This is a genomic window from uncultured Acetobacteroides sp., assembly GCF_963667355.2.
Taxonomy (GTDB): Bacteria; Bacteroidota; Bacteroidia; order Bacteroidales; family ZOR0009; genus Acetobacteroides.
On the sequence record NZ_OY763328.2, the window covers coordinates 1,025,190 to 1,043,103 of the forward strand.

Annotated in this window: 12 protein-coding genes; 7 read left to right on the plus strand and 5 right to left on the minus strand. The window is 49.0% G+C overall.

Going from position 1 to position 17,914, the window contains the following annotated elements; all coding sequences use genetic code 11:
* Nucleotides 1–259 precede the first annotated feature (259 nt).
* Entirely contained in the window at nucleotides 260–7,579 is a 7,320-nt protein-coding gene (locus ACHZA1_RS04260) for a T9SS type A sorting domain-containing protein (protein ID WP_320053998.1), read from the plus strand.
* A gap of 668 nt (nucleotides 7,580–8,247) precedes the next feature.
* On the opposite strand, the gene ACHZA1_RS04265 is transcribed toward ACHZA1_RS04260, so the two are convergent.
* The 4 genes from ACHZA1_RS04265 to tgt form a co-directional block, all read right to left on the minus strand.
* Complete coding sequence (locus ACHZA1_RS04265; RefSeq protein ID WP_320053999.1) at nucleotides 8,248–8,577, minus strand: biotin/lipoyl-containing protein; 330 nt, start codon at nucleotides 8,575–8,577, stop codon at nucleotides 8,248–8,250.
* Between the two features lie 10 nt (nucleotides 8,578–8,587).
* Nucleotides 8,588–10,132 (minus strand): acyl-CoA carboxylase subunit beta, encoded by a 1,545-nt coding sequence (locus tag ACHZA1_RS04270; RefSeq protein ID WP_320054000.1) that lies wholly within the window; start codon nucleotides 10,130–10,132, stop codon nucleotides 8,588–8,590.
* Nucleotides 10,133–10,318: 186 nt separating this feature from the next.
* Nucleotides 10,319–11,410 carry an LptF/LptG family permease gene (locus tag ACHZA1_RS04275; protein WP_320054001.1) on the minus strand — a complete coding sequence of 364 codons (1,092 nt, stop codon included), beginning with the start codon at nucleotides 11,408–11,410 and terminating at the stop codon, nucleotides 10,319–10,321.
* Nucleotides 11,411–11,487: 77 nt separating this feature from the next.
* On the minus strand, nucleotides 11,488–12,618 hold the full coding sequence (gene tgt / locus ACHZA1_RS04280; RefSeq protein ID WP_320054002.1) for a tRNA guanosine(34) transglycosylase Tgt: 1,131 nt from the start codon (nucleotides 12,616–12,618) through the stop codon (nucleotides 11,488–11,490).
* 182 nt (nucleotides 12,619–12,800) lie between these two features.
* Here tgt and ACHZA1_RS04285 point away from each other — a divergent pair, with 182 nt between their 5' ends.
* The 4 genes from ACHZA1_RS04285 to rpmH all read left to right on the plus strand — a co-directional run bounded on the left by ACHZA1_RS04285 (nucleotide 12,801) and on the right by rpmH (nucleotide 15,459).
* Nucleotides 12,801–13,949 carry a glycosyltransferase gene (locus tag ACHZA1_RS04285; RefSeq protein ID WP_320054003.1) on the plus strand — a complete coding sequence of 383 codons (1,149 nt, stop codon included), beginning with the start codon at nucleotides 12,801–12,803 and terminating at the stop codon, nucleotides 13,947–13,949.
* Nucleotides 13,940–14,548 (plus strand): sigma-70 family RNA polymerase sigma factor, encoded by a 609-nt coding sequence (locus ACHZA1_RS04290; protein WP_320054004.1) that lies wholly within the window; start codon nucleotides 13,940–13,942, stop codon nucleotides 14,546–14,548. Before ACHZA1_RS04285 ends, ACHZA1_RS04290 begins: the two co-directional genes overlap by 10 nt.
* Nucleotides 14,548–15,168: a 16S rRNA (guanine(527)-N(7))-methyltransferase RsmG gene (gene rsmG, locus ACHZA1_RS04295; RefSeq protein ID WP_320054005.1), complete on the plus strand. Its 621-nt coding sequence runs from the start codon at nucleotides 14,548–14,550 to the stop codon at nucleotides 15,166–15,168. Before ACHZA1_RS04290 ends, rsmG begins: the two co-directional genes overlap by 1 nt.
* 132 nt (nucleotides 15,169–15,300) lie before the next feature.
* A complete protein-coding gene (rpmH, locus tag ACHZA1_RS04300) occupies nucleotides 15,301–15,459 on the plus strand; it encodes a 50S ribosomal protein L34 (protein WP_320054006.1) in 159 nt (52 codons plus the stop codon).
* 56 nt (nucleotides 15,460–15,515) lie between these two features.
* Here rpmH and ACHZA1_RS04305 read toward each other — a convergent pair whose 3' ends face one another.
* Nucleotides 15,516–16,343: a hypothetical protein gene (locus tag ACHZA1_RS04305; protein WP_320054007.1), complete on the minus strand. Its 828-nt coding sequence runs from the start codon at nucleotides 16,341–16,343 to the stop codon at nucleotides 15,516–15,518.
* 146 nt (nucleotides 16,344–16,489) lie between these two features.
* Between ACHZA1_RS04305 and ACHZA1_RS04310 the strand changes: the two genes are divergently transcribed.
* A complete protein-coding gene (locus ACHZA1_RS04310; RefSeq protein WP_320054008.1) occupies nucleotides 16,490–17,152 on the plus strand; it encodes a protein-L-isoaspartate(D-aspartate) O-methyltransferase in 663 nt (220 codons plus the stop codon).
* Nucleotides 17,153–17,168: 16 nt separating this feature from the next.
* On the plus strand, nucleotides 17,169–17,825 hold the full coding sequence (locus tag ACHZA1_RS04315; RefSeq protein ID WP_320054009.1) for an MBL fold metallo-hydrolase: 657 nt from the start codon (nucleotides 17,169–17,171) through the stop codon (nucleotides 17,823–17,825).
* The last annotated feature ends 89 nt before the right edge of the window (nucleotides 17,826–17,914 follow it).

Genomic DNA, 17,914 nt, shown 5'->3' on the forward strand with positions numbered 1-17,914 from the left:
TGTAGAAATTTCAAGATGATTAACAAAGCAAGTGCGATTTTTTTTGCGGTGATTTTTTATCGCGTACGGGGTTTCGAGAAGCAGTTTCGAAACATTTAGCTTTATTAAACCTGTGGCGATATTGCTTTTTCTGCCTAATTACTAGGCAGAACAGGGTCGCAATTTAATTCCTGCTGGCGCTACGAGACGTCCCCCCCTCCGATTTATTGAATTATTAAGCTATATTTCACAACGAAAAGCTATAAGAATCTGTTGGATTATGAAAAGAGGGATGAGAAGGATGATGCTGTACATCATCCTATTGGTTTGTTCTACCATCGAGCTAAAGGCTCAAACAGTTTACCTAAAAGAAGGCTTTGAGCTGGGCAGAAAGCCCGACGGCTGGACAGAAGAAGCGGTAGTAGGAAGCGTCCCCTGGCGCTACCGGAATGGGGGGTACAACCCCGCCGACCCCAACCTGCTGAAGCCTGCTGCAACGTACGACATGTTCCGTAACCCCGACAAGGCTAAGGCTGGCACCTACAACGCCTGGTACTTCACCCAAGGCTTCGGAAGGGAGCAAACCCGGCTGATAACCCCGCCCCTTAACCTTAAGTTCGCAGTATTGCCGACCCTAAAGTTCTGGCTAACCATCTACGAATGGAGGGTTCCAACAGGGGTAAACAACGACATCCTGCGCATCTACTATAAGGTGGGCTTTAGCGGAGGATGGAGGCTCCTGCAAACCTACAACTTCGTGCAGAACGAGTGGCGCGACTTCCAGCTGAACCTCCCCTCCGACGCGCTTCAAAAGGACGTTTACCTCGCCTTCGAAGGGCTCAGCCGCTGGGGTATGGGTATCTGCCTCGACGAGGTGAAACTCGAGGAGACCGGCTCGCAGGCCAAGTCGCTTGTCGAGGCAACCCCCGAAGGGGTAACCACCGACATCATCCCCAACGGCACGACCAACAACCCAATCCTCTGCTCGCGCCTAAAGGTAACCGGCAACACCGGCGATGCTATTCTCAGCAGCGTAAAGGTAAACGCCATCGCCACCAAACTAACCGATATCACCCGTGTAACGCTTTACGCCACGCAGGATCCCGAATTCAACACCTCCACCCCCATAGCCAGCGGCACCCTAAGCGGCAGCTCCGCCGTTCTTACCGCCAGCTACAGCCTACCAACCGGCTACACCTACCTATGGGCCACCTACGACATCGCCTCCGACGCCAAAAGCGGCAACACCGTCGATGCCGAAATTCCGGCAAGCGGCATAACCGTCAACGGAACCGCGTTTGCCAACGCCACCATCAACTCGGGCGGCAACCGAATAATCAAGCAGAACCTGTTCTTCGACGACTTTGAGACCGACAAGGGATGGAGCCTATCCAACGATTTCGAAATTGCCGCGCCAATGGGCAAATCGGGGGCATACGGCAACCCCGACCCCGAGAATGCAGTAAGCGGTAGCAAAGTCCTCGGAAACGACCTCACCAAAGATGGGGTTTACGATGCCAACATCCCCTCGTCGGCACCCTACACCGCCACATCGCCCAGCTTCGACGCGCTTTTCTACAAAGGATTGGTGCTAAACTTCAAGCGATGGCTGAACGTTGACATGTACGACACCGTAAAGATTCAGGCAAGCAAGGATAACGGCGCCACGTGGGCCACACTTTGGAAGAATACCGACTACACCCTCGACGATAGCTGGCAGTCCGCTTCGGTGGCCTTCCCCGCCGAGTTCGACCGCGCCCACAACATCAAGCTCCGCTACACCCTCTCCTACACCAACGGCGATAGGGAGTTCACCGGATGGAACATCGACGACGTTTCGGTGGTGGGCAACTTCATGGAGAAGGATTTGGCCATGGTCCAGGTCGTGAGTCCCACCAGCACCTGCGGAAGCGACGGCACCAGCCAGCCCATCACCCTTAAGGTAAGGAATGCCGGATCGAAGGAGGCCGTTGCCCCCATCCCCGTCAAGATTACCATTAACGGAGGGTCCACCATCGACGACAACATCACCCAAAACATAGCCCCAGGTGCCGAAGCAACGGTAACCCTCAGCAAAACCTTCCCCGCAGGCCTCTACGGCGACCTGAAGGTGCTGGCAACAACGCTGCTCCCCGGAGATGAGGATAACGTGAACGACACAGCCAGCGTCAACGTACACATTTCGAAGACGTACAAAACCCCATACACCACCAGCTTCGACACCCCGGACGACTGGACGAAGACCGGCTACAACTGGATGCACGGCGTGTCTACCGCACCCAACATTTCTGGAGATAGCCAAACGGATAAGATGTGGATTACCAACCTCAACGGTAACTACGACAACAACGCCAAGGCAATACTCACCAGCCCCTGCTTCGATATTATAGGCCTCGAAAAGCCAATGCTCGAAATCAAGGCCAACTACATCACCGAGTTGAACAAAGACGGCGTAACCCTATCCTACTCCACCGACAACGGCGCCACCTGGCAGCCCGTTGGCAAAAACGGCGACCTCTGGGACGACTTCTGGGGCTGGAAGGATCAGGCCTCCATTGCCTCGTCGGGCAAAATCGGCTTTACGGGTAACAGCAACGGCTGGCAGACCATCAGCCACCTGCTGCCCGCAGGCCTAAACGGGGCTACCGGGGTGAAATTCCGCTTCGAGTTTACCAGCGACGCCACGAACGGCTTCTTCAGCGGGTTTGGGCTGAACGGATTTGCCATAAAGGAGGCTCCAGACGACTTCGGGATCTCCGGAATCGTTAAGCCGGTAACGCTTACCGGAGCCGAAGTGTGCGGAGGCTTCACCGATAAGGAGAACATCACCTTTAAGGTAAAGAACTGCGGCATAAAAACGGCCAAGAAGGGCGCACCCGTAAAGGTATCCTTCAAATCGGAGTACTCGCGAACCAATGGCGGCACCGTAAGCCGTACCGAGGAATTCGAGGAGACCTACAACCTGCCCAATGACCTGCCCGTGGGCAGCGAGGTGCAGCTCGTCACCTCCAAAACCATCGACATGAATCGCGGCGGATTCTACAACATTACGGTAACAAACATCGACAACCCCGAATATTTCTACAAGACGGACAACGACAAGAAAGTTCAGATGGTAGAGGTAAAAAAGCCAACGGTAGACCTCGGTCCAACCGTAATACTTGGGCTTCCGACCCCATCGGATCCGCTTAATCCGAATAACCACGAATTCGACATCACCACGGACGCCGATGGTTTCGGCTACACCATCAAGTGGGAGAAGAAAATTGGCGAAGGCATATGGGGAGAGCTCGCCAACAACGGCTACAAGCAGGCGATTACATCGGCGGAGTTTGTAAGCCCCAACAATAAGATATCCTTCAAGGTAACCCTTACCGATAATACGCCGGCCAAATGTAGCGTTAGCAGCACCGCCGACGTGTACAAGCTCAACCCCAACGTTGTCGCCGAAGCGGTGGTGTCGCCCGCCAACAAGTGTAGCCTCGACAAGGCTCAGGCCATCACCGTTAAGGTTACCAACAAGGGGCAGGCTATTGATGTCATCAAGGCGGGAACCGAAGTTACGCTTCGCCTAAAGTATAAGGGAGCGCTTCAGCCCGTGCACAAGACCACGACCGTCAAAGACCTTGCCGCTGGCGAGTCGTTTGACTACATCTTCCCCGAAACCTTCGACATGTCGGCCAAAGGCACCTACCCCATCGAGGTTTCGGCTACCATTCCGTACGATATCAACACGGCCGACAACCTAGCGGCCACCATAGAGTCGTACGGGTTCCCAGCGTTTACGCTGACCCCACAAACGCAAACGGTAAATGCGCTCGAGTACACCTACGACGCCGATCCTTCGCTGGCCTACAAGTCGTACGAGTGGTACGACAAGACCACGCTGAAGACGAACAAGGTGATTTTCCCCGGACCCGCCGACAGCAAGGTTTGGTGTACGGTAACCGATGAGCATGGCTGCAGCACCAAGTCGGAAGCCACCATCACCTTTGCCGTAAAGGATGTCGCCGTAAAGTCGATCAATAATATTCAAACGGCCTGTACGCACGAGCCTACGATGAAGCCCTCGCTGACCATCGAAAACAGGGGTAACGTTACCATCCCCAGCGGAACGGCTATCTCATTCGAGGTTACGAAAAACGGAGCCACCAGCACCGACAGCTATACGCTTACGGCGGCACTGGCTCCCGGAGCTTCGGCCGACATCATCCTAAATAATCCGATCGATATCTCGGCCAAGGGAGCCTACACCGTAGCCATTGTGGCGAAACTCGCCGGCGACCTGGTGGCGGACAACAATGCGCAAACGGTAGCGGCAGAAACCTACGGGCTACCCCAGTCGAGCCTTCCGCCTACGATAACTACCAAAGACGTAGAGGTGACCCTTGATGCCGGAGCCGGCTTTACCGACTACAAATGGAGCACGAGCGACATCACCCAAACCATTCTGGTATCGAAAGATGGCAAGTACGATGTTAAAATCACCGATGCCAACAAGTGCTCCAGCATCTTCAGCACGCAGGTGGCCTTCATCAAGAACGATTTGTCCATCGATTTAACCTCGACCTACGGAACCAGCAGCACCGTCTGCACCGGCACCACCGAATACCCGGTATCCGTCAAGATAACCAACGTTGGCAACGACACGCCCAAGGCCGGGACAACCATACCCGTTACCTTTAAGGTCGGAAGCGTGGAGGTGAGCGAGGTTATAACGCTGGCCAACGATCTTGCGCCCAACGCGAGCATCGAATACACCTTCGCCAAGAAGGCAACCTTTACAACGGCTCAGCCAACGGGCGTTTCGGCAATGATTACCCTCGACGACCTAGACCTCACCAACAACTTCAGCAAGGTGATCAGCGTTACGGTAAACCAAACGCCTACGGTGAGCTTGGGCGACGACATCGCCTCAACCGAATCGAGCTACACCATTGTGCCCACCGTAACCCCCGATCTGGCATCGAACACCTACCTGTGGAGTACCGCCGCCACGTCGAAGACGCTGACGGTAACCAACTCGGGAGCCTACACGCTAACGGCAACCAACCAGGGCTGCTCGACCTCGGACGAGGTGATGGTCAACTTTAACCGAAAGGATATTGCCGTGGCCGCCATCGATAGCCCTAAAGACTTCTGCGCGGCTCCCGAAGGCCATGTCGTGGCCATGAGCGTCAAGAACTCGGGCATGGAAAACATCGCTACAGGAACAAAGTTTACGCTATCGTACACGTTTAACGGCAATACCGTTTCCGAAGAGACCACCCTTGCCGAGCCCATGGCCGTCGGCAAAACAATAGCCTACACCTTTACCCAAAAGCTGCCTGCGCTGGCGGCTGGCAGCTACTCGATTTCGGCTACAGCCACCTTTGCCGACGACGGCATTGCCGCCAACAACACGCTTACAGGCAGCTTTAAGGTTAACCCCGCCCCCACGTTTACGCTTGCCAACCCAATTACCAGCAACGAGGCCCAAGTAGCCATCGCAGGGCCTGCCGGCATGACCAAATACGTGTGGAGCACCGGAGCCGAGACCCAAAGCATCACGGCAACCCAGGATGGCAGCTACACGCTCACCGTTACCGACGCCAACGGCTGCTCGTCGGCGCAAACAACGCAGGTGCTGTTTACCCCCGACATCGAGCTTACGTCGGTAGTCAGCACCGCGCTCTGCCAGGGCACCGCCGCCGAACCGCTAACGCTAACAGTGGCCAACAAATCGGGCAAGACAATCGCAAAAAACACCCCGCTGAAGGTCAGCGGCACCATCAACGGCACCAGCTTTAGCGAGGAGACGCTGCTGAGCGCCGACCTCGCCCCCCAAGCCAGCACCACGGTAACCCTAGCGGCCACGCTTCCTAGAGCTACGGCCGGACAGTATCCCGTATCCGTAACCATTGCCGCCCTAACCGGCGAATCCAATACCGCCAACAATAAAACGGACGCCACGGTTACCGTAAACCCAAGCCCAACGTTCACCCTGCCAGCCGACATCGTCTCATCCAACGCCAAGGAGACTATCGACGGGCCTGCGGGGATGGCATCATACGCATGGACGAAGGATGGGGTAAGCGTTTCGCAGGATAGGACGATCACCGTCACCCTATCGGGAACCTATACCCTTAAGGTGACCAACGATAAGGGCTGCTCCGCCGAAGCATCGATCAAGGTGCAGTTTAAGGGCGGCGACCTCGTGCTCCAATCCATCGTCAACAACGAGAAGATGTGCCAGTCGGGCCGCCCAGTCCCCCTTTCGCTGGTGATTGGCAACGATGGCGACACGCCAATAGCCAAGGGAGAAACCATTACCGTTTCGGTGAAGGCGAACGGCACCGTCAAGACGGAGAGCTACGTGCTCGCCGAGGACCTGCTGCCCAAATCGACGACCACCATCACCCTTACCACGGCAACCGGCATCCCAGCCGCTACCGCAGGTGCCACCGTGACGGCGGAGGTGAGCGTTAGCTACCAGTACGACGTCAACCCGAACAACCCAGCGGTGAGCAAAACGTTTAAGGTGGTGGCCAACCCAACCTTTAGCATCGATACCAAAACAGCAGCCGACAAAAGCTCGGCAACGCTGTCGGGCAGCAACACCACCTTAACCTACCTCTGGTCAAATGGCGCCGCCACCAAGGATATTACCGTGTACGAGAATAGCCTATACAAGGTAACCGGAACCAATGCCGACGGCTGCATCCTGATAAAGGAGATCGCCATCGACTACCTGACGCCCAAGGCAACCAACTTCATCACGCTGTACCCCGCAGTAAGCCAAACCAAGTGCTACGACGGCAAAAAGGCAGCCTTCGAGGTGAAGCTGGTTAACGAAAGCCAGAACATTACCGTACCAACCGGAACCGACGTGAAGGTATCGTGCAGCTACCAGATCGCCAAGGCTGATGGTAAAACCGTAGAGTACAGCTTTAGCGGCACCGTAAAGCTCAGCGCCGACCTGAAGCCAACCCAGAGCATCGCCTACAGTTTCGACAACATGCTCGCGCAGGGCAAGCAGGCGCCCAACATGGTCGAAGGGATTGCCGGCAAGCACACCATCACCGGATCCACCGAAGTTGGCGGCATAAAGAGCCCCGTCAAGACGTCGCAGTTCGAGATCTACCCCGCTCCTACCGTCAGCCTAGGCAGCGACGTGCTCTACCGCCCGCTTCCGACCGCGCTCACGGTTAACCTCTCCAGCGAGTATGCCTACCTGTGGAGCACCGGCGAAAAAACGAACAGCATCATCGTTAATGCCGAAGGGAAGTACTGGGTATCGGTAACCAGCAAGAACCAATGCTCGGCATCCGACACCGTAGAGGTCAAGCGGGGCGCCGAAGCCCTCACGCTGCAGCTCAGCATCTACCCCAACCCGGCCTCAACGCAGGTCAGCATCGTCGCAGCCATCAACACCGACAGCGAAATAACCGTCGACATCTACTCCGCCCACGGCATGCTGCTCGAATCGATGCCGCTGACCCCCGAAAACATCACCAAGCTGAGCAGCTACGACGTCAGCCACCTCGAATCGGGCAGCTACCCCGTAGTAGCCCGAACCAAGGATAAGAAAGTCGCCAAGCTGCTAATCATCGCCAGGTAGCTTAGCCGCAGCCACAGCGAACGCCAAAGGGCGAGGACCTCCACCAAGGAGGCTCTCGCCCTTTGCGCGTTAAAGCCCTTGGGCTCGAAGCCCCAATATCGCCACTCCCGCCTCGAAGAGCCGCTCCTCCGGCAGGCATACCGCCTCCTTCGAGTAAAAAAGGGAAAATGCCGATTCAAAAAGCCGCCTTCCCAGCCGAAATAGCCAGCATTTGAATCAAAAAAGCGGCTTTTTCAATTGAAATAATGGGAATTTCGATTCAAAGAGAGGCTCTTTCGATCAAAATAATGAGTATTTGAATCAAAAGAGACCCTCTTTCAATCAAAATAATGGGAATCTGAATTCAAAGAGACCCTCTTTCGATCGAAAGAATGAGTATTTCGATTCAAAGAGAGGCTTTTTCGATCGAAATAATGGGAATCTGAATCAAAAGAGCCGCATTCCCGATCAAAATAGCGGGAATTTGAATCCGAAGAGGGCGGGTTGCAATCCGAAAAGAAGTTTATTCAAGCCCAATGGGGAGCCCTTCGAATCAACAAAAGCGGATATCCCCCACCGGCGGCGCTGCACCGAAGGCCCAAGCGCCAAACGCTGAACCAGCAGCCCCTCGCCAAGCGGACACCTGGCGAAAAAGAAAGGGGGAAGGCTTTCGCCCTCCCCCTCTATGGTTACTTTAGCTCAATCAGCAACTCCCCTTTGGGAACCTTTCCCCCTTCCGATACAACAATCGCCTTAACGGTTGCATCAAAAGGAGCATTGACTAGTGTGTGCATCTTCATTGCTTCAAACAGAAGCAGCTTGTCGCCAGCCTTAACAACATCGCCCTCCTTAACGTACATCTCTAGGATGGTACCCGGAAGAAACGAGGTAATCATGTTAGGGTTTGGCCTCTCCCACGCCTTGCGGTTGGCAATCTTCGCAGGGACTATTGTCTCATACGTAGTTTCGTCAACAACAAACGAGGTATACTCAGGTTTTAGCTCCTCGGTATTGCTCATAGCCCAACGATTAAAATGGAGGAATTCCGTGCTTACGCGATGGACGCTCAACAACCTTCTCCAGCGACACCTCTAGGGCGTGGATCAGGAAGCGGCGAGTTTCCGAAGGCTCGATAACGGTATCAACGTAGCCCCTCGAAGCGGCAACGTAGGGGTTAGCGAACTTCTCCTTGTACTCTTCAACCTTCAGCTTGCGCATTTCGTCGGGGTTCTCAGCCTCCATGATCTCCTTACGGAAGATGATGTTAGCAGCACCCTCTGGCCCCATAACCGCAATCTCGGCCAGAGGCCAAGCAAATACGAAGTCGGCCTGCAGGTGGCGCGAGTTCATGGCAATGTACCCACCACCGTATGCCTTACGAAGGATAACGGTAATTCTAGGCACGGTAGCCTCGCTGTAAGCGTAAAGCATCTTTGCGCCGTGGCGGATAACGCCTTGGTGCTCCTGGTCTACACCTGGAAGGTAGCCTGGAAGGTCCTCAAGGGTAACGAGTGGGATGTTAAACGCATCGCAGAAGCGGATGAAGCGAGCAGCCTTGTCAGATGAGTCGCAGTCAAGCACTCCGGCAACCACCTTAGGCTGGTTGGCAACGAAACCAATGGTATCGCCATTCAGGCGGCCAAAACCAATAACGATGTTTTGAGCCCACATCTCCTGAATTTCGAAGAAGTCAGAATCGTCAACAACGGCACGAATTACATCGCGAACGTCGTATGGCTTGTTAGGATTTTCAGGAACGATATCCTCGATCTTGTACTGAGGCTTTGGATGCTTAGGCTCGAAGCGTAGCGCCTTCTTGCTGTTGTTCCAAGGGATAAAGGTGATGAGTTTCTTGATCTGATCGAAGCACTCAGCCTCGCTCTTGGCAAAGAAGTGAGCGTTACCGGTAATTTCGCAGTGAACGCGAGCACCACCAAGCTCCTCCTGGGTAATTTCCTCGCCAAGTACCGACTTGATAACTTCAGGTCCTGTAATAAACATCTTAGAGATGTTGTCCACCACGAAAACGAAGTCGGTTAGCGCTGGAGAGTAAACGGCTCCACCAGCACATGGACCAAGAATTACAGAGATTTGAGGAATTACGCCACTGGCGATGGTGTTGCGGTAGAAAATTTCGCCGTATCCGGCAAGCGAGTTAACGCCTTCCTGAATACGAGCACCACCCGAGTCGTTAATTCCGATAAGAGGCATACGCATCTTGATTGCGTAGTCCATAATTTTGGTGATTTTGCGAGCATGCATAAGGCCTAGCGAACCACCCATAACGGTAAAGTCCTGAGCAAATATTGCTACAGGTGAACCAAATATTGTACCTGTTCCAATTACCACACCATCCCCGGCGAGCACTTTACCATCCATTCCAAATTCGCGAGCAGAGTGCTCAACGAAAAGGTCATACTCGTGGAATGAACTTTCATCTAGTAGGGCGAGAATACGCTCGCGTGCGGTCATTTTTCCCATCGCTTGCTGCTTAGCAATCGCTTTTGGGCCACCTCCTTGTAGTACTTCCTCCTTGCGCTTCTTAAGCTCAAGAATTTTCTTTTTCAAAGGCATGTGTTTTCTTGTGTTAGTTGATAACTAAAATGCAGAATATTCCAACATCCACATCAAATTCAAGCTACAAGTCTAGCTATTCTATTCCTAAATTGCGAATTACTGTGATAACTTTAACACCAGTTTTTCACACGTTAGGCATTTTTTTAAGGAAAGTAAAAGGCATTAACGACCTAAATGGGCGTCCTATTTAGGTGTTTTCCAATACAGATACAGCGCAATGAAAGCGTAAAGTACGTTAGGCACCCATATTGCAACATTTGCAGAAATTAGCCCCCCTATCGCAAACATTTCGCTAAAGCGCATAAACAGAAGGTAAGAAAAGCCTATAAGAAAGCCTAATCCAATATGAAGCCCGATGCCGCCTCTCACCTTGCGAGATGCAAACGACACCCCAATCAAGGTTAGAATAAAGGTGCTTAAAGGATATGCGTAGCGCTTATTACGTTCTGCCTGCAAGAACTGAACATCATCAGCACCACGCTGCTTCTGCTTTACAATTTGCCTGGAAAGTTCAACCAAGTTCATTGTCTCTACCACATTCGATCGCTGCGAAAGTTCCTTACCGCTAAGGTCAATAAGCGTATCGATCTTCTCCCCGCGCTTAATAACCTCTTTCCCGTTAAACATCTCTCTAACGTAGTAGTTGTAAGCAGTCCACTTTCCACTAGTCGAATCCCATACAGCATAGTCGGAGATCAACTTAGACTTAAGCTGGTTGCCATCAAATTTTTCCAACGAAAATTTAGAGGCAATTTTGCCAATTACCATAAAGTTCTCCATGTACACAAACGTATTCGGAGTAAGCTGCCTATGGATGTTCGTTTCTGTATTTTGGTACTGCTTCTTTACATACTTATTTTCAAAGTCGATCTTAACCTCGTTAGCTCGGGGAATAATAAAGCCAACCAATAAAAAGTTAAGCACAGCAATAAACAACGCAGCAACAAAGTAAGGGTATAGTAACCGCTTAAAGCTAACCCCACTCGCTAAAATTGCAACAATCTCTGTATTGCTGGCCATTTTAGATGTAAAGAATATTACCGCTACGAAAGTAAAGAGCGAGCTAAAAAGGCTAGCAAAGTAGGGGATAAAGTTCATATAGTAGTCGAAGATAATCGCTCTTAGCGGAGCATTCTTCTCCATGAAGTCATCTATTTTTTCTGCTGCATCAAAAACTACAGCAATACCAATAATAATAAGAAGCGCAAAGAAATAAGTTCCAATAAACTTCTTGATAATATATATGTCGAGGCGCTTAAAAAGTTTAACCTTCATCTCTTTTTATTTATGCTTTCAAAATTACAAAAGCGAAAGAAGAACTACGTTAATTTGTATGATTTGTTCTACACGAATTACAGTCGCGTTGACAACTTCGGCACCATCATCTCCTTCCATTGCGCAAAATCCCCCGCAAGGATATGTGTGCGCGCCTCCCTTACCAGCCATAGGTAGAAGGCTAAATTATGCATAGAGGCAATCTGTGCACCAAGCATTTCGTCAGAGACAAACAAATGTCGAAGGTAGGCTTTAGTGTAGGTGGTATCAACAAATGCCACACCATTGGAATCAATAGCAGAAAAATCATTTCTCCACTTTAGATTACGGATGTTGATTATGCCCTCGCTAGTAAAGAGCATCCCATTTCTTCCGTTCCGAGTTGGCATAACGCAATCGAACATATCTACACCACGCGAAATGCCTTCAAGAATGTTTACAGGAGTACCAACTCCCATCAAATAGCGAGGTTTTGTTTCTGGCAGAATCTCATTTACCAGCTCTATCATCTCGTACATCTGCTCCGCGGGTTCTCCAACGGCCAAACCACCAATAGCATACCCCTCCCTATCGAGCGTAGCAGCATGCTCAGCAGCCTTTCTACGTAAGTCGGGATAAACACATCCTTGAACAATTGGGAACAACGTTTGCGAATAGCCGTAAAGTCCTTCGGTTTCGTCAAAACGCTTTACGCATCGCTCAAGCCAACCTTGAGTAAGGTCTAAAGATTTGCTGGCATACTCATAGGTTGCTGTTCCTGGAGGGCACTCATCGAAAGCCATAATAATATCGGCGCCAATAACGCGCTGGATATCCATTACGTTTTCGGGAGTAAACATATGCTTTGATCCATCAATATGCGAACGGAAAGTACACCCTTCGGTAGTTAACTTTCGATTTTCTGCTAAAGAAAAAACTTGATATCCACCGCTATCGGTAAGAATCGGACGATCCCAAGCACTGAACTTATGTAATCCACCAGCAGCCTTAAGCACTTCTAAACCTGGCCTAAGGTACAAATGGTAGGTATTCCCCAATATAATCTCTGCGTTTACCTCTTCCTTTAGATCTCGATGAAAAACCCCCTTTACGGTTGCAACCGTTCCAACAGGCATAAATATTGGCGTATGTATTTGCCCATGGTCGGTAGTTATTACACCAACACGAGCCTTCGAATGCACATCTGTGGCAGTTAAGTCGAACTTCATTGACCTCTTTTATTGAAAATGAGCGCAAAAATAACTAATTATACATCGAAAACTACCTCGTTCTACGCAATAAATTGTTGCTGTAAATGTTAAGTAACTTACAACAAACACATAAAATGTGAACGACAGCTGAGAATGCCGAAAAACTTTGATAAAATTGCCGATTATTTTTTAGCATAACAATGGAGTACACTTTCTTCAGCGAATTAGCGATTTACCAGCAAGCATTACTAGCCTTTTTAGCAATCACATTTTTGATCCAACTCGTATATTACATTTTCATTTACGGAAAAGTTGGAAGGTTTAAACAGGTGAAAATCGATGAATTGCGCAGTCAATGGCCTCCAGTCTCTGTGGTGATTTGCGCCCGAAACGAACAAGACAACCTTCATAAAAACATACCTGTTATTGCAGAACAAGATTACCCCAACTACGAGATTATTGTAGTAGATGACTGTTCTGACGACGACACCCACTACATCCTAAAATCTTTAAAGGCGAAATACCCTCACCTTCGCCAAACCTTTATTAAGAAGGATGAGAAATTCTGGCATGGCAAAAAACTTGCTGTTACAGTTGGAATAAAATCGGCCATTAACGAGATCATCATTTTTACCGATGCCGACTGCACGCCCAAAACGAACCAATGGATTAAGCAGATGGTTAATTCGTACGAATCAGAAACCGAAGTCGTTTTAGGTTACTGTGGATACGAGCGCAATAAAGGCTGGCTAAATAAATTAATCAGATGTGATGCCTTTTTCATCGGACTAAACTACCTCGGTTTGGCATTGAGCAAAGCCCCGTACATGGGTGTTGGACGCAACCTTTCATACAAGAAAGATCTATTTTTCAAAAATCGTGGATTTGCCAACCATCATACGCTCGTATCAGGCGACGATGATTTGTTCATCAACGAAGTGGCAACTGGCAGCAATACCAGCGTCTGCATTTCCAAAGATTCTTTGCTAACCACTGAACCTAGAACTACATGGGATTCATGGATTCAGCAGAAAACAAGACATGGTTCAACCTTTAAGCATTACAGGTTTGGATCAAAATTCAATATTTCGTTCGAAATGGTTAGCAGAATAGCGTTTCTAGCAACCGCTATAGTGCTAATATTTCTATTGCCAATTCCATATATTGCTCTTGGCTTCATCTTTGTCAGATTAGTAGCAGTAACAATTTGCTTCAAAACAGGCATCAATAAACTCCAAGAAAAAGGGCTCTGGTTTCCAATGATTCTGTTTGATATTATTTCGCCTGTTTTGTATCTTGCGTTCTACCTCAAGCGCAAATTTACACCTAAGAGGCAACAATGGAGCTAGATGATAATCTATCGGAAAAAGCGAAGTACGACTATAAGCTTGTACAACTAGCTCTTTGGGGAGATCAAAAGGCGTACGCCGAATTAATGGATAGGTACAAGGATGCTCTTTTCTTTCTGCTGCTAAAGATGGTAAATAATAAAATTGATGCGGAAGACCTTACCATCGAAGCTTTTGGAAAAGCATTTCGCAACATACACCTTTACACACCAAACTTTGCCTTTAGCACCTGGCTGTTTAAGATTGCCACCAACAACTGCATCGACTTTATCAGAAAGAATAAGGCAAACGTTATATCTATAGACCAGCAAAATGACACTGAGGACTCTTTCTCCCCTCATGTAGACATTGCGGCAAGCACTCCAGATCCCGAGGAATCGATGATAAAGGAGCAAAATGCAAAACTGATACAGGACTTAGTGTCTAAGTTAAAGCCTCGATATCGCCGCCTACTAGAACTCCGCTACTTTAAGGAGTATTCCTACGAGGAGATTGCAGAAGAACTTGAATTACCGATTGGCACCGTAAAGGCGCAACTTTTCAGGGCGAAAGAACTCCTTTCGACCTATATGAAAAACAATAAAGACAACCCACTTTAATGGAAACCATTGAAAAATACTTCCCAAACCTAACCGACGAGCAAAAGCGACAATTTGGGATGCTGAAAGAGTTATACACTGAATGGAACGAAAAGATAAACGTTATCTCCAGAAAAGACATTGACAACATCTACACCAAGCATATACTCCACTCGCTTGCCATTGCAAAGGTCATCTCATTTAAAGATGGAACCAAGATTTTAGATGTAGGAACTGGTGGAGGATTCCCCGGCATTCCTTTAGCCATTTTGTTTTCAAAGGTGAACTTTACCCTTGTCGACTCAATTGGTAAGAAAATTACAGTTGTTCAAAACGTAGCAAACAGCATTGGGCTTAAAAATGTAAAGGCGATGCAAACTAGGGCAGAACAACTTCCCGAGAACTACGATTTTGTGGTGAGCCGCGCCGTTACCGACATCAAAACTTTTTGCTCGTGGGTATGGAAAAGGATTACGCCAAAAGGGAAAAACGCGCTTCCTAACGGTATCCTTTACCTTAAAGGTGGCGACTTAACTGAAGAACTTAGCACCATACCGTACCCCCGTGTTGTGTATGACATCCCAGAGTTTTTTGACGACGAATTCTTTGAAACAAAAAAGGTTGTATACCTTCAACGCTAGCAAAAGTCTAAAATTCGTTACCTACATGTGATATTTTGAGTAAACATTATTTGCGAGAAGAAAAAAAAGGCTATTTTTGCAGTTCGAAAAAAAGGAGTAACAAGTTAATAATATAGTTTAAAGCGTCTCCCAATGAAAAGGACATTTCAACCATCGAAGAGGAAGAGAAGAAACAAACACGGCTTTAGAGAGAGAATGTCTACTGCCAATGGACGTAGAGTTCTAGCTTCTAGAAGAGCAAAAGGTCGTAAGAAACTTAGTGTATCTGACGAATCAAGAGGTAAATACTAGTATTTGCTTTCAAGATATTAAAAAGGCTGTGCTAATTAGTACAGCCTTTTTAATATTTATAGCGCCAACTTTTGCAGAGCCATCGCATATAGCTCCTTTATCTTTAAAAAATTGGATATCGACATGTTTAGTGGACGGACATCTTCGCCAAGAAGCTGCTCGATAAACGAACGGACGAAAGGTTCCTGAGAATTTCCACCATCCTTATAGTTATCTACCACCTCCATACTCGTATCCTTCATCTTAAATGTCCAAGTATTGCAGTCGAGTTCAACTACGTTTGTCTGCGAGAACACCTTTACCAATTGAACTTTGCTAAATCCGAGGTTGGTAAACCATGTATCGACAGGAATGCTCTTCGCCGACTCGGTCTTTCCATAAAAAACGATGCCTTTATCGTTCACCGAAGGCAACGCATTCACCTTTGCCCTACGAATATCGCCATCGGAGAAAAAACCATTCCAGTAAAGGGATCTATACAAGACATCAAAGCTGACACCCATGGTATCTTCCTCGTGAATAACCCTAACATAGTAGGGATCGCTCGCATACTTACGGATAAAATCGAAGATATGAGGGTTTACTGCAGGACCAGCAACCATCAGGTCGACATTGGCCTCCTCGCAAATGATCAAGAGCTCCTGATTAACGATCTCCGATGCCTGCAACGGGTCGAGCAGTAGAATATTCTTAAACTGCTTCAGGATTTCGGCGATAGATGTTGAGGATTTAAACTCATTATCAACAATAAGTCCGTCTAATTTCTCATCTGTCACGTCATCGACGCACCCTAACACCTTCAAATCGAACCCTAACTCCATTGATAGACCATTCATCAACTCGTAAAGGGCAGGTTTAGAGTCTTCAAAAAGTCCAATAAGCATAGTATTACCTGTTTTACTACAAACATAGCAGAAAAGAGCACGCACGCACCTCCGTAGCGCGATAAAGTTATTAACAGCCGGCCCAAATCCGGCTAAAGAGATTGACAAACCAGCGCCATTCGGTATATTTGCACAAAGCGCAAACCATGGAAATCGTAAATTTTGAAGATAGCTACAGGCACAAGGGGCTAAGGCGCAAGCTAATTGACGAGCTTCGCCGAAAAGGCATACGTGACGAGCGTGTTTTGAATGCTATTGACAAAGTTCCTCGGCATTTGTTCATGGATAGCAGCTTTGTTGAGTTCGCCTATCAGGATAAAGCATTCCCAATTGCTGCTGGGCAGACCATTTCGCAGCCATATACCGTGGCATTTATGACTGAGCTCCTCAATATTAAACCACATGACAAGGTTTTTGAAGTTGGGACCGGCTCAGGCTACCAAACAGCCATCCTTTCGGAGCTGGGGGGCAAGGTTTACACCATCGAACGCCAAAAAGATCTATTCCAAGGCTGCCAGCATCTGCTAAAGATGCTCGGTTACAACCCTCTTTACTTTTTTGGTGATGGATATCTTGGAAAACCGACCTATGCGCCCTACGACAAGATCATTGTGACGGCAGGAGCGCCCGAAATTCCCCAAGTTTTGGTTGAGCAGCTGGCCGTAGGAGGCAGAATGGTCATCCCGATTGGCGCCGAGGACCTCCAAGTGATGACTACCATCGACAAAGTATCATCAACACAGGTAAATGTACGCGAGCATGGGTACTTTGTTTTCGTTCCTATGCTCAAAGGAACCAATAATCGCTAACACACACCATTATTATATGATCAGCGTAAAAACTTTTATCTGCAATCCCTTTCAGGAGAACACCTACATCCTATACGACGAGACCAAAGAATGCGTAATTGTGGATGCAGGCTGCTACGGACCAGAGGAGCAGGAAAACATCGACAGCTTTATTGCGGAAAATAGCCTAAAGCCCGTTAAGCTGCTCAACACGCACGGGCATATCGACCACATTGCCGGCATAGAGCACCTAAGCAAGAAGTATGGAGTAGAACTTTACCTGCATGCCGATGATGTAGACAATATTACTAGGTCGGCAACGATGGGTGCCGCATGGGGATTCAACATTCAGCTGCCTACCTGCAAGGTAAACTTCATTGAAGGCGGTAACATTATCACTTTTGGCAGCTCGACGCTAAAAGTTATCGACCTACCCGGGCATACCAAGGGCGGAGTTGGGTTCTACAACGACGAACAGCAGATCATCATGGTTGGCGACACCCTTTTTAGAGGTAGCATTGGGAGAACCGACCTGCCGGGAGGGAACTATGAGACGATTATCCGTAGCATCATCAAGAATTTGCTGCCGCTTGGCGACGAAGTTAAGTACTACTCGGGACATGGTGAGAGCAGCACCCTTGGACACGAGCGCCGCTACAATCCTTTTGTAAACGAACACCCGTTTGAGCTGTAATGTTAAAAGATTACATGCTGCTGCATTTTTACGGAAAAGAGATTAGATATTAAAAGTGTATATTTACTTTTAAGCTCCGATTCAGAACT

Bases quoted from the DNA above. Each gene is read 5' to 3' on its own strand.
- ACHZA1_RS04275 (WP_320054001.1), bottom strand. From the start codon at position 11,410: ATGAAGGTTAAACTTTTTAAGCGCCTCGACATATATATTATCAAGAAG.
- ACHZA1_RS04290 (WP_320054004.1), top strand. From the start codon at position 13,940: ATGGAGCTAGATGATAATCTATCGGAAAAAGCGAAGTACGACTATAAG.
- ACHZA1_RS04310 (WP_320054008.1), top strand. From the start codon at position 16,490: ATGGAAATCGTAAATTTTGAAGATAGCTACAGGCACAAGGGGCTAAGG.
- ACHZA1_RS04265 (WP_320053999.1), bottom strand. From the start codon at position 8,577: ATGAGCAATACCGAGGAGCTAAAACCTGAGTATACCTCGTTTGTTGTT.
- ACHZA1_RS04270 (WP_320054000.1), bottom strand. From the start codon at position 10,132: ATGCCTTTGAAAAAGAAAATTCTTGAGCTTAAGAAGCGCAAGGAGGAA.
- ACHZA1_RS04260 (WP_320053998.1), top strand. From the start codon at position 260: ATGAAAAGAGGGATGAGAAGGATGATGCTGTACATCATCCTATTGGTT.
- tgt (WP_320054002.1), bottom strand. From the start codon at position 12,618: ATGAAGTTCGACTTAACTGCCACAGATGTGCATTCGAAGGCTCGTGTT.
- ACHZA1_RS04285 (WP_320054003.1), top strand. From the start codon at position 12,801: ATGGAGTACACTTTCTTCAGCGAATTAGCGATTTACCAGCAAGCATTA.
- rpmH (WP_320054006.1), top strand. From the start codon at position 15,301: ATGAAAAGGACATTTCAACCATCGAAGAGGAAGAGAAGAAACAAACAC.
- rsmG (WP_320054005.1), top strand. From the start codon at position 14,548: ATGGAAACCATTGAAAAATACTTCCCAAACCTAACCGACGAGCAAAAG.
- ACHZA1_RS04305 (WP_320054007.1), bottom strand. From the start codon at position 16,343: ATGCTTATTGGACTTTTTGAAGACTCTAAACCTGCCCTTTACGAGTTG.
- ACHZA1_RS04315 (WP_320054009.1), top strand. From the start codon at position 17,169: ATGATCAGCGTAAAAACTTTTATCTGCAATCCCTTTCAGGAGAACACC.